Raw genomic sequence first — 12871 nt, 5'->3', positions numbered from 1 at the left:
CTTTCCGCCAGCCGCCCGCCTTGATTTTTGCGCAGGGCTGGAGTATGATAAATAAAACTTTGCTGCATCGAAAAAAGAAAAAACGGAGGGACCCGCCATGCCGCAGCCGCTTGTCAGCGTTATTGTGCCCGCCTATAACGCGGCGGGCTTCATCTCCCGCTGTGTGGAGAGCATCACATCCCAGAGCTACCCGGAGCTTGAGATCCTTCTGCTGAACGACGGCTCCACCGACGACACCCTTGCTGTCTGCCGGAAGCTTGCTGCCGCCGACAGCCGCATCCGTGTGGTGGACAAGCCCAACACCGGCGCAGCAGACACCCGCAGCTGCGGCCTTGCCCTTGCCCACGGCGAATACATCCAGTTTGCGGACAGCGACGATCATCTGCTGCCGGGCTGCACCGCAAACCTGGTGGCTGCTATGCAGCGCAGCCATGCCGACCTTGTGCTGGCTCCCTACCGGATGATGGTGCCCCGCAAGGATGGCGGCTATGACACCCGGGAGTACAGCCTGCTGCCCGCCGGGGTGTACAACAAGGTGGATTACCTGTGGCAGCTCACCGGCAATGCCGCTGCCTTTTACTACGGCGTGCTCTGGAACAAACTCTACCGCCGGGATCTCATCCAGATGGCGCACATCCGGTTCGAGCATGTGGTATACGCCGAGGACCAGCTGTTCAACACCCGGTATCTGCAGGTGGCACAGCGGTTTGCCGCCATCGACGAAGCCGCCTACTGCTACATCCAGAACCCGCAGAGCGTATGCCATACGCAGGTGAGCGCGGCGGACATGCTGCGCCACCGCAGCCGGATGTACCACACCTACAAGGAACTGTGCATCCAGCTGGGCGTGTACGATAAATTCCGCCTGCGGCTGCACGGCATCTATCTGAGCCTGTTTGAAAGCCCTCTGCCCAACGGCCCGGTGCAGAAACTTTCCGACGCATTTGCCCGCACCCACAGCCGCATCTGAGAAAAGGAGAACCTATGGAATTTCCCCTTGTAAGCATCATCGTGCCCATGTACAACACTGCCGGGTGCATTGCCCGCTGTGTCAAAAGCATCTGCGCCCAGACTTATAAAAGCATTGAGATCCTGCTGCTGAACGATGGCTCCACCGACGACACCCTTGCCGTCTGCCGCGCCCTTGCCGCCAGCGACCACCGCATTGCACTGGTGGATAAAACCAACACCGGCGCAGCGGATACCCGCAATCAGGGCATTGCGCTGGCCCACGGCAAATACATCCAGTTTGTGGACAGCGACGACTGGCTGGCCCCCGATTTTACAGAAAAGCTGGTCTCCGCCGCCGAGGCCCACACCGCCGATCTTGTGATCGCGCCCTTCTGGATGGTGTACCCGGAAAACTATGTGGAGCACATCCGCCCATGGGAAAAGGCGCTGCAGCATGTGCTCCAGCGCAATCCGCCCCGCACCCGGGCCTATGGCTATCTGCCTGCCGGGGTGTACACCGGACAGGAGTACGCAAAGCATCTGATCCAGAAGCCGAACACCTTCTACTATGGCAGCCCCTGCAACAAGCTCTACCGCCGTGACCTCCTGCGGAAGCACAGCCTCCATTTCCGCAAAGAATTGTTTGCGGAGGATCAGCTGTTCAACACCGAATATCTGCGTTTCGTGCGCACCGCCGTTTCCATCCCGGACATCGGCTATTACTACCTGCAGAACAGCCAGAGCGTCTCCCACTCCAGAGTGACCACCGCCGACATCCTTTCGCTGCGGCGGCGGGTGATGCTCCTGTACCGGGACATCTACACCGAACTTGGCATCTACCCGGAAACGCGGGCGGCCATCCTGCGTTCGCCCTTTGGCGAAAACGAGTTCACTCTTCCGCCGCTGGACACCCCACAGACGCACTGCTGCAAGCTGTGACCCTATAAAAAGCACCCGGCTGCCGCCGAGAGCCGCTCTGGCTCCTGCACGGCTCCGGGTGTTTTTTGCGCTTTCTCAGCAGCCGATGGCGGCACACTTCTCCGCCAGCCAGCTGCGCTCTTCGTCGTTCAGGTGCGGTGCCAGCTTTGCAAACACCTGACGGTGGTAATCGTTCAGCCATGCGATCTCGTCCTTATCCAGCACACCGGGCAGGATGGGAGAGGTGGCAATGGGCACAAAGGTCAGCGGTTCAAAGCCAAGGAAGGTACCGTACTGGTTATCGGCCTTGTGCACGCACACCAGCTCGTTCTCGATGCGGATGCCCACGAGGTCGGTCTCGTAAACGCCCGGCTCGTCGGTGACCACCATGCCGGGACGCATCCGGGTGATGTTGCGGCTGTTCAGGGCATGGGGGCCTTCGTGCACGTTGCCCACAAAGCTGACGCTGTGACCGGTGCCGCAGCGGTAGTTGATGAGGTGCCGCCACAGCGGTTCCCGGGCAATAGTGTCGATCATCTTACACTCGCAGTAATCCAGCCAGACGGCCTTGGCAAGGTCGATGTGGCTCTGCAGAGTCCATGTGTAGAAGCGCTTTTCGTCCTCGGTCAGCGGGCCAAGCGGGTAGGTGCGGGTGATGTCGGTGGTGCCGTCCATGTAGGTGGCACCGCTGTCCACCAGCAGAAAGCCCTTCTTTTCCAGCACAGCGTGATTTTCCGGGGTGGCGTGGTAGTGCATCATGGCTGCGTTGCCGCCGTAGGCCGCAATGGTGCCAAAGCTTTCCACAAGGAATTTATCGTCCGCACTGCGGTACTTGTGCAGAATTTCATCCACCGTCAGCTCGGTCAGGGTCTCACCGGCAGCAAGGCGGCTTTCCAGCTCGATCTGGAACCGCACCATGGCCACAGCGTCCCGGATATGGGCCTGCTTTGTGTGGGCAAGCTCCGTTTCGTTCTTCACGCCCTTCATCATCAGCAGCGGGTCGGTGCCGTCCTTCACGGTGAGGGCAGGGTTCTGCTCCAGCACCTGATACACGGCGTAGTTCACCGTGGAGCACTCGGCCAGCACAGTCTGGGGTTCCGTCTCAGCAGCGAGGAACTTCAGCACATCATCATACTCCGCCAGCGTGATGCCGTTGGCTTCCAGCTCTGCCTTTGCCTCCGGGGTGACGCGGGCCGTGTTGATGAAGAGTACCGCGCGGCTGGGGGTCACATAGCAGTAGGCCATGGCATAGGGAGTGCACTCAATGTCCATGGCGCGCAGGTTCAAAAGCCATGCCAGATTATCCAGCTTGCCCACAAACTGAGCAGTGCAGCCCAGCTCCTTGAGCTTGCTGCGCAGCTGATCCAGCTTTTCCGCCGGGGAGAAGCCCGCATATTCCTTCGGCAAGATCCACGCTGGGGTATCCGGCAGGGCAGGGCGGCCCTCTGTCCACAGCTCGTCCTCAAGGTTCAGGGTCTTGATGAAAGCGCCCTTCTTTTCCAGTGCCTTTTTCAGGTCGTTCACGAGGGCCGTGCTGGCGGTCAGGCCGCACAGGCCCAGTGCTTCGCCCACATTCAGGGCATTTGCGCAGTATTCCTCCACGGTGGGCACGCCGGGTTCCCCCATGCGCTGCAGCTTGATCTCGGTACCCGCAATTTCCTTCTCGGCCTGCACAAAATAACGGCCGTCGGCCCACAGGGCGCTCTCGGTGCGGGTGACCACGAAGTTGGAGTTCTCGCCGTGGAACCCGGAGAACCAGGTCAGGCTGGTGTAATGGCAGGGCAGGTATTCGCTGGCGTGGGGATCACCCACAGGGATCAGATAAACGGCCACGCCGTTTGCAGCCATGGCGGCACGCAGAGCGGCAAGGCGCTCTGGAACGGTATTCATGCTCATATGATTTGCTTCCTTTTCTCTCACCGGAAAGCCCGGCAGCGGTGCATTTCTGTTTGGCCTTATTGTATCATTCCGGGAAAAAGATTGCAATGCAGGGGGAACTCCCCCAGTCATCGCTGCGCGATGCCAGCCCCCTCGGAGATGGGGCCACTGGCGAAACCGGAAGCTTTTCCGTACTGCCAGAGGCTCCCTCCCCGAGGGAGCTGGCAAAACCGTCAGGTTTTGACTGAGGGAGTTCGTTCTCCCTCAAAATGCCGCCAATTTGCAAAAAAAGTTACAATTTTTTCTTGAAAAAGGCGGTTTTCCCATTGACAGCCTTGTTATAATAGGAGTGTAAGATTTTTGAGCCAGCACTCTGCGGCTCTGTGTGCTATTCGAAGAAAGAGGCAATTGAATCATGACCAAAATCGATATTTTCTCCGGCTTCCTTGGTGCCGGTAAAACTACCCTGATCAAAAAGCTCATCAAAGAGGCCTTTGCCGGCCAGCAGGTGGTGCTAATCGAGAACGAGTTCGGCGAGATCGGCATTGACGGCGGCTTTCTGAAGGAAAGCGGCATCCAGATCAACGAGCTGAACGCCGGCTGCATCTGCTGCTCTCTGGTGGGCGACTTCCGCACCGCCCTGCAGCAGGTGGTGGAGCAGTACCACCCCGACCGCATCGTCATCGAGCCCTCCGGCGTGGGCAAGCTCTCCGATGTGACCCGCGCTGTGGAAGGCGTGGCCGAGCATCTGGATGTGCAGCTGAACAGCTTTGTCACCGTGGCCGATGTGAACAAGGTGAAGATGTATATGAAGAACTTCGGCGAGTTCTACGACGACCAGATCAGCCACGCAAGCTGCATCCTGCTCAGCCGCACCCAGACCGCCAGCGAAGAGAAGATCGCCGCTGCGGTCGCCATGCTGCGCGAGAAGAACCCCACCGCTACCATCGTGACCACCGCATGGGACGAGCTGACCGGTGAGCAGATCCTGAAGGCCATGTCCACCAAGGACGACTTCAAGGCAGAGCTGATCGCCATGGCTGCAAAGGCCAATGAGGAGCACTCCCACGAGGACGAGGAAGAAGAGCATCACCACCATCATCACCACTATGACGAGAACGGTGTGTGCAGCTGCGGCCATCATCACGACCACGATGATGATGACGACGAGGACGAGCACGAGCATCACCACGATCACGATGAAGATGATGATCACGATGAGCACCATCACCACGATCATGACGACCACGACCATTGCTGCTGTGGCCACCATCACGACCACGATGATGACGATGATGACGACGAGCACGAGCATCATCACGACCATGACGGCCACTGCTGCTGCGGCCATCACCATCATCATGACCACGACGCCGACGAGGTATTCACCAGCTGGGGCGTTGAGACGGCCCGCAAGTTCACCAAGGCAGAAGTGGAGCACGCCCTCACCGAGCTGGATACCGGCAATTACGGCATGATCCTGCGCAGCAAGGGCATCGTGAACGGCGGCGCAGACGGCTGGCTGGAGTTCGACTATGTGCCCGGCGAATGGGAAGTGCGTGCCCGCGGTGCAGATGTGGGCGGCAAGCTGGTCGTGATCGGCTCCAAGCTGAACGAAAAGGCCATTGCAGAGCTGTTCGGCTGCTGAACTCCTTCAGTCAAACCCTAACGGGTTTGCCAGCTCCCTCAGAGAGGGAGCCTGATTGGATAATGATTTTTTAAGGAGAAACCATTCCTATGGCAAAAGAAATTCCGGTCTACCTGTTTGTGGGCTTTCTGGAAAGCGGCAAGACCAAATTCATTCAGGAGACCTTTGAAGACCCCAACTTTGACTCCGGCGACAAGACCCTGCTGCTGATCTGCGAAGAGGGCGAAGAAGAGTACAACGAGAAGAAGTTCGCCTTTCCCGGTGTGACCGTCAAGGTGCTGGAGGACAAGGCCGAGCTGAACCCGCAGAATCTGCTCAAACTGGAAAAGGAATCCGGTGCAGGCCGTGTGGTCATTGAGTACAACGGCATGTGGCTGCTGCAGGATCTGGCCGAGGCTCTGCCCGAGAGCTGGATCGTGTACCAGTGCATCGCCACCGCCGACGGCACCACCGCCCTGACCTACGCCCGCGACAACTCCATGCGCAGCCTGCTGCTGGACAAGATCGCCCGCAGTGAGCTGATCGTGTTCAACCGCGCTGAGGCCGTGAACAACGATGCCGCCCGTCAGGAGCTGCACAAGCTGGTGCGTCAGGCTTCCCGCAAGTGCGATATCGCCTACGAGTTTGCCGACGGCAGCGTGGCCTACGACGATATCCCTGATCCGCTGCCCTTTGACATCAACGCGGACATCATCGACATTCCGGATGACGATTTTGGCATCTGGTACATGGACTGTCAGGACGAGCCCCAGAAGTATACCGGCAAAACGGTCAAATTCCTTGCACAGGTGTGTCAGACCAACCGTGCCGGCAAAAACAGCTTCGTGCCGGGCCGTTTCGCCATGACCTGCTGCGTGCAGGACATCCAGTTCGTGGGCTTTCCCTGCAGCTACGATGGCTACAAGGCGCTGGAGCAGCGCGCATGGGTGCGGGTGACCGCAAAGGTAGGCTACAAGTTCCACAACATCTACCGCGGCAAAGGCCCGGTGCTCACCGCCATTTCGGTGGAGCCTGCCGAAAAGCCGCTGAACGATGTGGTAACATTCTCTTGATCTGATCTTTCAAGGAGGTCCCGGCATGAAAACACTGTTTCGTATCCTTGGCACGGCCGCTGCGGTGGCCGTTACCGGTGCTGCCATTGTGGCACTGGACAAGATCCTGAACCAGAAAGACCCGCTCCATGTGGAGGAAGTAGAGTTCCCGGAGGACGCCGAGCAGAACGCTGAGGAAGCCGCCAAGACTGCCGAAGCCTACGCCGAAGCGGAAACCAAAGCCTCCGATGCTGCCAACGAAAAGGCTGCAGAAGAAGCTGCGCCGGAAGCTCCTGCCGAAGAAGCGGCAGCTGCTGCCCAGCCCGCCGAAGAAGCCTCTGCCCCGGCGGCACCCGCGGAGGGCGGTGAGAAGCCGGTGTTCGACCCGGAAGCTCCCAACCAGAACCCTGTGGAAGCAGGCCCCGCCGTTGCTCCCAAAGACGAGAGCGGAAAATTCGATCCCACCAAGATCGCCGAAGCCAGTGACTTTGGCGACTGGGAAGAACAGGGCTGCAAAGGATAACCCATGACCCAAAAAGGGACGATGTGATGTTCACATCGTCCCTTTTTTGTTATTCTCCTCTTGCCAGCTGCTGCAGCTTTTTCCTGTCCAGCACCTGCACGCCGCCCCGGAACAGCCGCACCCAGCCCTCCTGCGCAAAGTATTTCAGCATCCGGCTCACCACCTCGCGGGCAGACCCCATGTATTTTGCCATCTGGTCGTGGGTCATGCGCACCTCGTCGCCGCCGGTCTTGGCCAGCTCATCGGTAAGAAAAATGGCAAGCCTGCGGTCTGCGCTCATGAACAGCACCTGCTGCATGGTCCACATGCTGTCGGAAAAGCGCTCCGCCGTCATCTGATAGGCGTAGCAGCGCACATGCACATTCTGCTGCATCAGCCTGCGGAAAACGCCCGCGCTGATGCAGTAGGCCTCGGTGTCCTCTTCGGCATCAATATACAGGTCGATGTTCACCGAGTCCATCACGCAGGATGCCGACAGGATGCACACCTCCCCGCCGAACAGGCGGTAGAGCGTCACGTCCCGCCCGTCCTCCGAGAGCAGGTAGGCCCGCAGCTGGCCCGAGCGCAGCAGCAGGATGCCCACACAGCTTTCCAGCGGGCTGTGCACCCGGGCGCCCTTTGCGTAGTGCACCGGCCGGGTATAGCGGCAGAGCATGTCCTGTTCGTCGGGTGTCAGGTCGTTCCAGAAGGGAAAACCTTTGGCCAGACAATCGCGGTGTTCCTTTGTTGTTTCCGACATTGCTTTTCATCCTTTCCGCAGGGCCTTGGCGGCTTCAGTGCCCGCCTGCGCGCCCTCATACACGGCCTTTGCCACCTGCAGAAGGCCCCCGGTGCAGTCGCCCGCCGCATACAGGCCGGGCACGGTGGTCTGCATCTTTTCGTCCACCACGATGCGGTTCCCGTCCACCTCTGCGCCGATCTTCCTAGCCAGTGCGGTGCTGCCCGCCACGCCCAGTGCCACAAATACACCGCTGACAGGCAGCTGCACACCGCCTGACAGCTGCACGCCGGTGACAACGGTTTCGCCCAGAACAGCCTCCACCGCCTGCGGATAGACTGTGACCTCTGGCGGGAAGTCCGCCGTCAGCGGTGCGCCGTTGGTCAGCAGGGCAACGCTTTTTGCCACCGGCAGCAGAGCCTGCACCTCGTGCAGGGCGTACTCGCCGCTGCCCAGCACCGCTACGTCCTTTCCACGGTAGAAAAAGGCGTCGCAGGCGGCACAATAGCTCACGCCGTGCCCCTCCAGCCCGGCAAGGCCCGGGATGCGCGGCACCGCCCGGGATGCACCCGTGGCAAGGATCACAGCGTCCGCCGGGTAATTTTTATCCACTGTTTCTACGGTGAGTTTATCCGTATAGGTCAGGCCCACGGCTTCGGCTGTGACGAATCTCACACCAAGGCGCTTTGCATTCTCGATGCTGCGGCGTTCCAGTTCCGCACCGGAGACCGGCTCGGCAAAGCCGTAATAGTTTTCAATTTTTTCGGCGCGGTCCAGCGCACCGGGGCCTTTGGTGAGCACCGTGGTATCCACACCGGCGCGGACAGCGTACAGCGCGGCGGATACGCCTGCCGGGCCGGAACCTATAATGATGATGCTGGGCATGGGAAAACCCTCCTTCGGATGCATTTTTCTACAGTATACACCTTTTTTTGAAAAATTTCCGTGACCGGGTCGCAAAGCATCGGTTTTTCGGACGGTCCCGCTCCGGTTCGCTGTCAGCGGATCGTCCCATGCACAAACGCGCTGTCGTACAGGAATCTTCCTGCTCGGCAGCGCGCTTTTTTCTTTCAGAACACCAGCTGCACCAGCAGCACATAGCACAGCGTACCGCCTGCGACACTGAGCAGGGTCTCATGCTTCCACTTGTGCAGGCCCACCGTCACCAGCAGGGCGATGGCCTCCGGAATGCCGCGGCTGTCCGCAAAGGGGGTGACGCTTTTCAGGCAGTAGACGATCAGCATACCAAAGATGGCGGCGGGCAGCACCCGGCCCAGATACCGCACCACCTCCGGCGGCTGCTGATCCTTGGAAGAGAACACCACAAAGGGCAGAAAGCGGGTGAGCATGGTGGCGGCGGTGCACACTGCAATGGTCAGGCCCATCTGGACTGCGGTCATGCGCCCACCTCCTCGCCGCTTTTTTCTGCTTCGGTGCCTTCGGCCTTTTCGATCGGTTTACGCAGGGCCAGAAGCAGGATCAGGATGCATCCCATGGAGGGCAGCAAAAAGCTGCTGGAGCCAAAAACAGCCAGACACACCAGCGGGGCGGCAAGGCCGATCAGGGCGCTGTAGTGCTGCCGGTCCTTTTCCCACTGGTTGAGGAAGATCACCGTGAACATGGCGGTCATCACAAAGTCCACACCCTCGGTGCTGAAGGGCAGCACCGAGCCCACCACCGCGCCAAGACCGGCACTGGCCACCCAGTAGCACTGATCCAGCAGGGTGATGAAGAACATGAACCAGCCCCTGTCCACCCCTTCCGGCGGCTCGGCCGAACAGGTGATGGAAAAGGTCTCGTCGCTCATGGCAAAGATCATATAAAAGCTGCGCAGGCCGTAGCCCTTGTAGCGCTCCAGCATGGCAAGGCCGTAGAACAAATGCCGCGCCTGGATCATCAGCGCCATCAAGAAGGCCGAAAGGGGCGAGAACGCGCTCAGCAGCAGGCTTGCCAGCACAAATTCCAGCGAACCGCCGTACACCACGGTGCCCATGAGCATGGGCATCCACACCGGCAGGCCCAGCGACTGCACATAAATGCCATAGCCCATCCCCAGCACAAAATAGCCCGCCAGCACCGGAATGGTCTGCGGTGCGGCGGCACGCAGTGCCCGCCATACGGTGCTCTGCCTCCTTGTCAGTTGTTGTTCGGTTACGTGTTCCATTGGCCTTTCCCTCAAAAAAAAAACAGCATAGGGCCTTTGACCGCAGCCGCAGTGCTGCCGTCAAACCCACTTTTTCGATATGTAGATGTCTGTATTATTATAGCAGGTTTCACGGCTTTTGCAAAGGCGTATCCGAAAACAAACAAGGAAATCAATTTTCCTCTAAAGGATTCCCCTGCCGTCCCTGTTCGGCTCCATGGCGCTGGGCCTGTTCGCCAGCTCTGCCAGCGGCAGCAAGGTGGTCAAGGGCGGCATCAAGGGCGTGCTGCCGGTGCTCATCATCATGACGGTGCTCTCCCTCGCCGCACGCCTTGCAGGCTACGGCTCCGTGCTGGGCGGCCTTGTGGGCATCTTCATCATCGTGATGCTGCCCATCGGCATCCTTACCTCCTATGTGCTGTGGAAGAAGGGCAAGATCCAGGTAGTGGATAAAGAGCAGAAGTAAGGGGAAACAAAAGAACTCCCGGACGGATGTCCGGGAGTTCTTTTGTTGCTTATTCTGCCTTTTCGTCCTTCTTGAGCATATCCAACTCGGGCATCAGCTCGGTGCTCACAATGGTGAGCATCTCCTCCAGCTTTGCACAGTCCTCGGGGGAGAAGCGCTCTCTTGCGCGCTCCACCACAGTGTGCAGGTAGGAATAGCTGATGTTGTAGTAATCGATATACTTCTGGGTGGGGCGCAGGTGATACTCGCGCCGGTCGGTGGTGGACTGGATCTTTTCCACATAGCCCTTTTTCACCAGACTGCCGATCTTATACGCCGCGTTGGGGGTGGAGATCTGCATCATGCGGGAAAACTCCGCAATGGTGGGTTCGCCCATGGCCATGATGCCCTCCATGCAGAAGGACTCCACCGTGGTCAGCGTGGCTTCCCGGGTGGCAAAACGCTGAAAAACGTTCTGGTAGAAATGCAGCTTGAATTTGGTGTATACGTCCTGAAATGCCTGTTCCAGCATAGGTCGTGTGCCTCCGATAGTTCATTTTATTTAAAAATACCACGTTTTGGCCGCGGCGCAAAGCGAAACAGCTGAATTTTGGGCAGGAATTTATTCTGCCGCCTTTTTGTTCGTGCGCACACGGATCACGCTGAGCACCACCAGCTCTACGGCAATGGCAACGGCCAGCAGGATCAGCGAGGTGAACAGGCTGCCGTTGGCGCCAAGGAAAGCCTGTGCAATGCCCGTGATCACATAGCACACTGCCGCGCAGGAAGCCGCCGTAATGGCGTAGGGCAGCTGGGTGGACACATGGTTCACATGGCTGCAGTGGGCACCGGCGGATGCCATGATGGTGGTGTCCGAGATGGGGGAGCAGTGGTCGCCGCAGACGGCACCGGACAGGCAGGCCGCAATGGAAATGACCAGCATCTCGCCCTCCGGGAAGGCATGGCACACGATGGGGATGAGGATGGAGAAGGTGCCCCAGGAAGTGCCGGTGGCAAAGGCAAGGAACACTGCCACAAGGAAGATGATGACCGGCAGCATGTACTGCAGCGCTGCAGCAGAGCCACTCAGCAGGTTGGCAACGTAATATTTTGCGCCCAGCAGGCCGGTCATGCCGGACAGGGTCCATGCGAGGGAGAGGATCAGCATGGGGCTGACCATGGCCTTGAAGCCCTCGGGAATGCAGGCGGCAAAGTCCTGAAAGGTCATCACATTGCGCACGCGGTAGAACACAAAGGTGAACAGCAGGGCAATGCTGCTGCCCAGCACCAGACCTGCAGAAGCGTTGCAGTCCGCAAAGGCGGTAACGAAGTCCACGCCCTCAAAGAAGCCGCCGGTGTAGATCATGCCGAAGATGCAGGCCACGATCAGCACCAGCACCGGGGCGAGCAGGTCTGCAACATGGCCGCAGGTATCGGTGCCATCGTCCACATCGTTGCCGTAGGGACGGTCGGCGGTGGTAAACAGGTCGCCGTTTTTGGCGTTGTCCTCGTTGAGCTTCATGGAGCCAAAGTCCGTGCCGGTGAAGATGAGGAACAGGCTCATCACGAGGGTGAGCAGGGCATAGTAGTTATAAGGAATGGTGCGCAGGAACATGGTAAAGCCGTTGATGCCGGAGCCTTCCGGCACGCTGGAAGTGACCGCAGCTGCCCAGCTGGACACCGGCGCAATGATGCACACGGGTGCTGCGGTGGCATCGATCAGGTAGGCCAGCTTTGCGCGGGACACCTTCTGCCGGTCGGTGACGGGGCGCATGACAGAGCCCACGGTCAGGCAGTTGAAGTAGTCGTCCACAAAGATCATCACGCCCAGCAGCAGGGTGGCAAACTGCGCACCGGCCCGGGAGTGGATGTGGGTGGAGGCCCAGCGGCCAAAGGCGGCAGAGCCGCCGGCCTTGTTCATCAGGGCCACAAGGATGCCCAGCATGACAAGGAACACCAAAATGCCCACGTTGCTGCTGTCCGAAAGCTTGGCCACCATGCCGCCGTCCTCATTGAAGAACAGGGTGTTGATGGCCAGCTCCAGATTGCCGTTGGCATACAGCAGTGCACCGGATGCGATGCCCACCAGCAGAGAGGTGTACACCTCCTTGGTGTTCAGCGCCAGCACAATGGCGATCACCGGCGGCAGCAGCGAAAAGATGGTGCTGTACACCGCACAGGTATAGGTGGACGGGTCCGCGATCTTGCCGGGCGTTGCCGCTGTGCACCACAGCAGCAGGGCAAACACCAGCAGAGCTGCGAACCATGAAAGGTTCTTGTTTTTCATAACGGATTCCTCTTTTTTCAAATTTCCGGGGATGCATACCCCTCTTTGCGCAGGAAAAACTATCCCCATCGAATGCAAGGGAGGTGTGCACCGCGCCGGACTATAAAGCGATGTATTTTGAGCTGTTCCGGGCCAGCGTGCAGGCCGCCCAGCTCTTGCAGGACGCGCAGAAGCGTGCCGAGCAGCACCTGCTGGAAGCTGACCCGCCGCCGATCAGGCTGGAGCAAACAGAGCAGACGGATGAAGAATAGTTTTCTTCGTCAGCGTCCTCGCCCTCTCAGTCACCTTCGGTGCCAGCTCTCCCAAGGGGAGAGCCTTTGGCAAAACCG

At 59.3% G+C, this 12871-nt stretch carries 14 protein-coding genes; 7 read left to right on the top strand and 7 right to left on the bottom strand.

All coding sequences use genetic code 11. From position 1 onward, the window contains the following. Positions 1-97: 97 nt before the first annotated feature. Positions 98-970: a glycosyltransferase gene (locus ACGHP1_RS00790; RefSeq protein ID WP_097774548.1), complete on the top strand. Its 873-nt coding sequence runs from the start codon at positions 98-100 to the stop codon at positions 968-970. A 14-nt stretch (positions 971-984) separates the two neighbouring features. Continuing rightward, complete coding sequence (locus tag ACGHP1_RS00785; protein ID WP_390507227.1) at positions 985-1890, top strand: glycosyltransferase family 2 protein; 906 nt, start codon at positions 985-987, stop codon at positions 1888-1890. Positions 1891-1965: 75 nt separating this feature from the next. Here the strand turns inward: ACGHP1_RS00785 and ACGHP1_RS00780 are convergent, their stop codons facing one another. Continuing rightward, positions 1966-3765, bottom strand: a complete 1800-nt coding sequence (locus ACGHP1_RS00780) for an aminopeptidase P family N-terminal domain-containing protein (RefSeq protein WP_390507226.1) — start codon at positions 3763-3765, stop codon at positions 1966-1968. Between the two features lie 397 nt (positions 3766-4162). Between ACGHP1_RS00780 and ACGHP1_RS00775 the strand changes: the two genes are divergently transcribed. The 3 genes from ACGHP1_RS00775 to ACGHP1_RS00765 all read left to right on the top strand — a co-directional run bounded on the left by ACGHP1_RS00775 (position 4163) and on the right by ACGHP1_RS00765 (position 6949). After that, positions 4163-5395 carry a CobW family GTP-binding protein gene (locus tag ACGHP1_RS00775; RefSeq protein WP_390507224.1) on the top strand — a complete coding sequence of 411 codons (1233 nt, stop codon included), beginning with the start codon at positions 4163-4165 and terminating at the stop codon, positions 5393-5395. A gap of 89 nt (positions 5396-5484) precedes the next feature. After that, a complete protein-coding gene (locus ACGHP1_RS00770) occupies positions 5485-6447 on the top strand; it encodes a GTP-binding protein (protein ID WP_097774543.1) in 963 nt (320 codons plus the stop codon). Positions 6448-6472: 25 nt separating this feature from the next. Beyond that, entirely contained in the window at positions 6473-6949 is a 477-nt protein-coding gene (locus ACGHP1_RS00765) for a hypothetical protein (protein WP_154260092.1), read from the top strand. Positions 6950-6998: 49 nt separating this feature from the next. Here the strand turns inward: ACGHP1_RS00765 and ACGHP1_RS00760 are convergent, their stop codons facing one another. The 4 genes from ACGHP1_RS00760 to ACGHP1_RS00745 form a co-directional block, all read right to left on the bottom strand. Then, the gene (locus ACGHP1_RS00760; RefSeq protein WP_005943776.1) at positions 6999-7688 is read right to left on the bottom strand and encodes a Crp/Fnr family transcriptional regulator; all 690 of its coding nucleotides are present in this window, start codon (positions 7686-7688) and stop codon (positions 6999-7001) included. A 6-nt stretch (positions 7689-7694) separates the two neighbouring features. Beyond that, positions 7695-8552: an NAD(P)/FAD-dependent oxidoreductase gene (locus ACGHP1_RS00755; RefSeq protein WP_294647252.1), complete on the bottom strand. Its 858-nt coding sequence runs from the start codon at positions 8550-8552 to the stop codon at positions 7695-7697. Positions 8553-8737: 185 nt separating this feature from the next. Beyond that, positions 8738-9067 carry a branched-chain amino acid transporter permease gene (locus ACGHP1_RS00750; protein WP_390507221.1) on the bottom strand — a complete coding sequence of 110 codons (330 nt, stop codon included), beginning with the start codon at positions 9065-9067 and terminating at the stop codon, positions 8738-8740. After that, entirely contained in the window at positions 9064-9831 is a 768-nt protein-coding gene (locus tag ACGHP1_RS00745; RefSeq protein WP_390507219.1) for an AzlC family ABC transporter permease, read from the bottom strand. Before ACGHP1_RS00745 ends, ACGHP1_RS00750 begins: the two co-directional genes overlap by 4 nt. 196 nt (positions 9832-10027) lie before the next feature. Here ACGHP1_RS00745 and ACGHP1_RS00740 point away from each other — a divergent pair, with 196 nt between their 5' ends. Beyond that, positions 10028-10276, top strand: a complete 249-nt coding sequence (locus ACGHP1_RS00740) for a hypothetical protein (protein ID WP_390507217.1) — start codon at positions 10028-10030, stop codon at positions 10274-10276. Between the two features lie 49 nt (positions 10277-10325). On the opposite strand, the gene ACGHP1_RS00735 is transcribed toward ACGHP1_RS00740, so the two are convergent. After that, positions 10326-10787, bottom strand: a complete 462-nt coding sequence (locus ACGHP1_RS00735) for a MarR family winged helix-turn-helix transcriptional regulator (RefSeq protein WP_097781123.1) — start codon at positions 10785-10787, stop codon at positions 10326-10328. A gap of 90 nt (positions 10788-10877) precedes the next feature. Then, on the bottom strand, positions 10878-12542 hold the full coding sequence (locus tag ACGHP1_RS00730) for a Na+/H+ antiporter NhaC family protein (protein ID WP_120080448.1): 1665 nt from the start codon (positions 12540-12542) through the stop codon (positions 10878-10880). A gap of 110 nt (positions 12543-12652) precedes the next feature. On the opposite strand from ACGHP1_RS00730, the gene ACGHP1_RS00725 reads away from it, so the two are divergent. Further along, entirely contained in the window at positions 12653-12793 is a 141-nt protein-coding gene (locus ACGHP1_RS00725) for a hypothetical protein (protein ID WP_005943803.1), read from the top strand. Positions 12794-12871: the final 78 nt, after the last annotated feature.

This window comes from Faecalibacterium sp. i21-0019-B1 (assembly GCF_042852915.1).
In the GTDB taxonomy this organism is placed as follows: Bacteria; Bacillota; Clostridia; order Oscillospirales; family Ruminococcaceae; genus Faecalibacterium; species Faecalibacterium taiwanense.
The sequence above is the reverse complement of the archived record's forward strand: the minus strand, read 5'-3'. Positions and strand labels throughout refer to the sequence as shown.

What these genes read in the sequence shown, in the direction of transcription:
- ACGHP1_RS00790 (WP_097774548.1), top strand. Translation starts at nt 98, where the DNA reads ATGCCGCAGCCGCTTGTCAGCGTTATTGTGCCCGCCTATAACGCGGCG.
- ACGHP1_RS00785 (WP_390507227.1), top strand. Translation starts at nt 985, where the DNA reads ATGGAATTTCCCCTTGTAAGCATCATCGTGCCCATGTACAACACTGCC.
- ACGHP1_RS00780 (WP_390507226.1), bottom strand. Translation starts at nt 3,765, where the DNA reads ATGAGCATGAATACCGTTCCAGAGCGCCTTGCCGCTCTGCGTGCCGCC.
- ACGHP1_RS00775 (WP_390507224.1), top strand. Translation starts at nt 4,163, where the DNA reads ATGACCAAAATCGATATTTTCTCCGGCTTCCTTGGTGCCGGTAAAACT.
- ACGHP1_RS00770 (WP_097774543.1), top strand. Translation starts at nt 5,485, where the DNA reads ATGGCAAAAGAAATTCCGGTCTACCTGTTTGTGGGCTTTCTGGAAAGC.
- ACGHP1_RS00765 (WP_154260092.1), top strand. Translation starts at nt 6,473, where the DNA reads ATGAAAACACTGTTTCGTATCCTTGGCACGGCCGCTGCGGTGGCCGTT.
- ACGHP1_RS00760 (WP_005943776.1), bottom strand. Translation starts at nt 7,688, where the DNA reads ATGTCGGAAACAACAAAGGAACACCGCGATTGTCTGGCCAAAGGTTTT.
- ACGHP1_RS00755 (WP_294647252.1), bottom strand. Translation starts at nt 8,552, where the DNA reads ATGCCCAGCATCATCATTATAGGTTCCGGCCCGGCAGGCGTATCCGCC.
- ACGHP1_RS00750 (WP_390507221.1), bottom strand. Translation starts at nt 9,067, where the DNA reads ATGACCGCAGTCCAGATGGGCCTGACCATTGCAGTGTGCACCGCCGCC.
- ACGHP1_RS00745 (WP_390507219.1), bottom strand. Translation starts at nt 9,831, where the DNA reads ATGGAACACGTAACCGAACAACAACTGACAAGGAGGCAGAGCACCGTA.
- ACGHP1_RS00740 (WP_390507217.1), top strand. Translation starts at nt 10,028, where the DNA reads ATGGCGCTGGGCCTGTTCGCCAGCTCTGCCAGCGGCAGCAAGGTGGTC.
- ACGHP1_RS00735 (WP_097781123.1), bottom strand. Translation starts at nt 10,787, where the DNA reads ATGCTGGAACAGGCATTTCAGGACGTATACACCAAATTCAAGCTGCAT.
- ACGHP1_RS00730 (WP_120080448.1), bottom strand. Translation starts at nt 12,542, where the DNA reads ATGAAAAACAAGAACCTTTCATGGTTCGCAGCTCTGCTGGTGTTTGCC.
- ACGHP1_RS00725 (WP_005943803.1), top strand. Translation starts at nt 12,653, where the DNA reads ATGTATTTTGAGCTGTTCCGGGCCAGCGTGCAGGCCGCCCAGCTCTTG.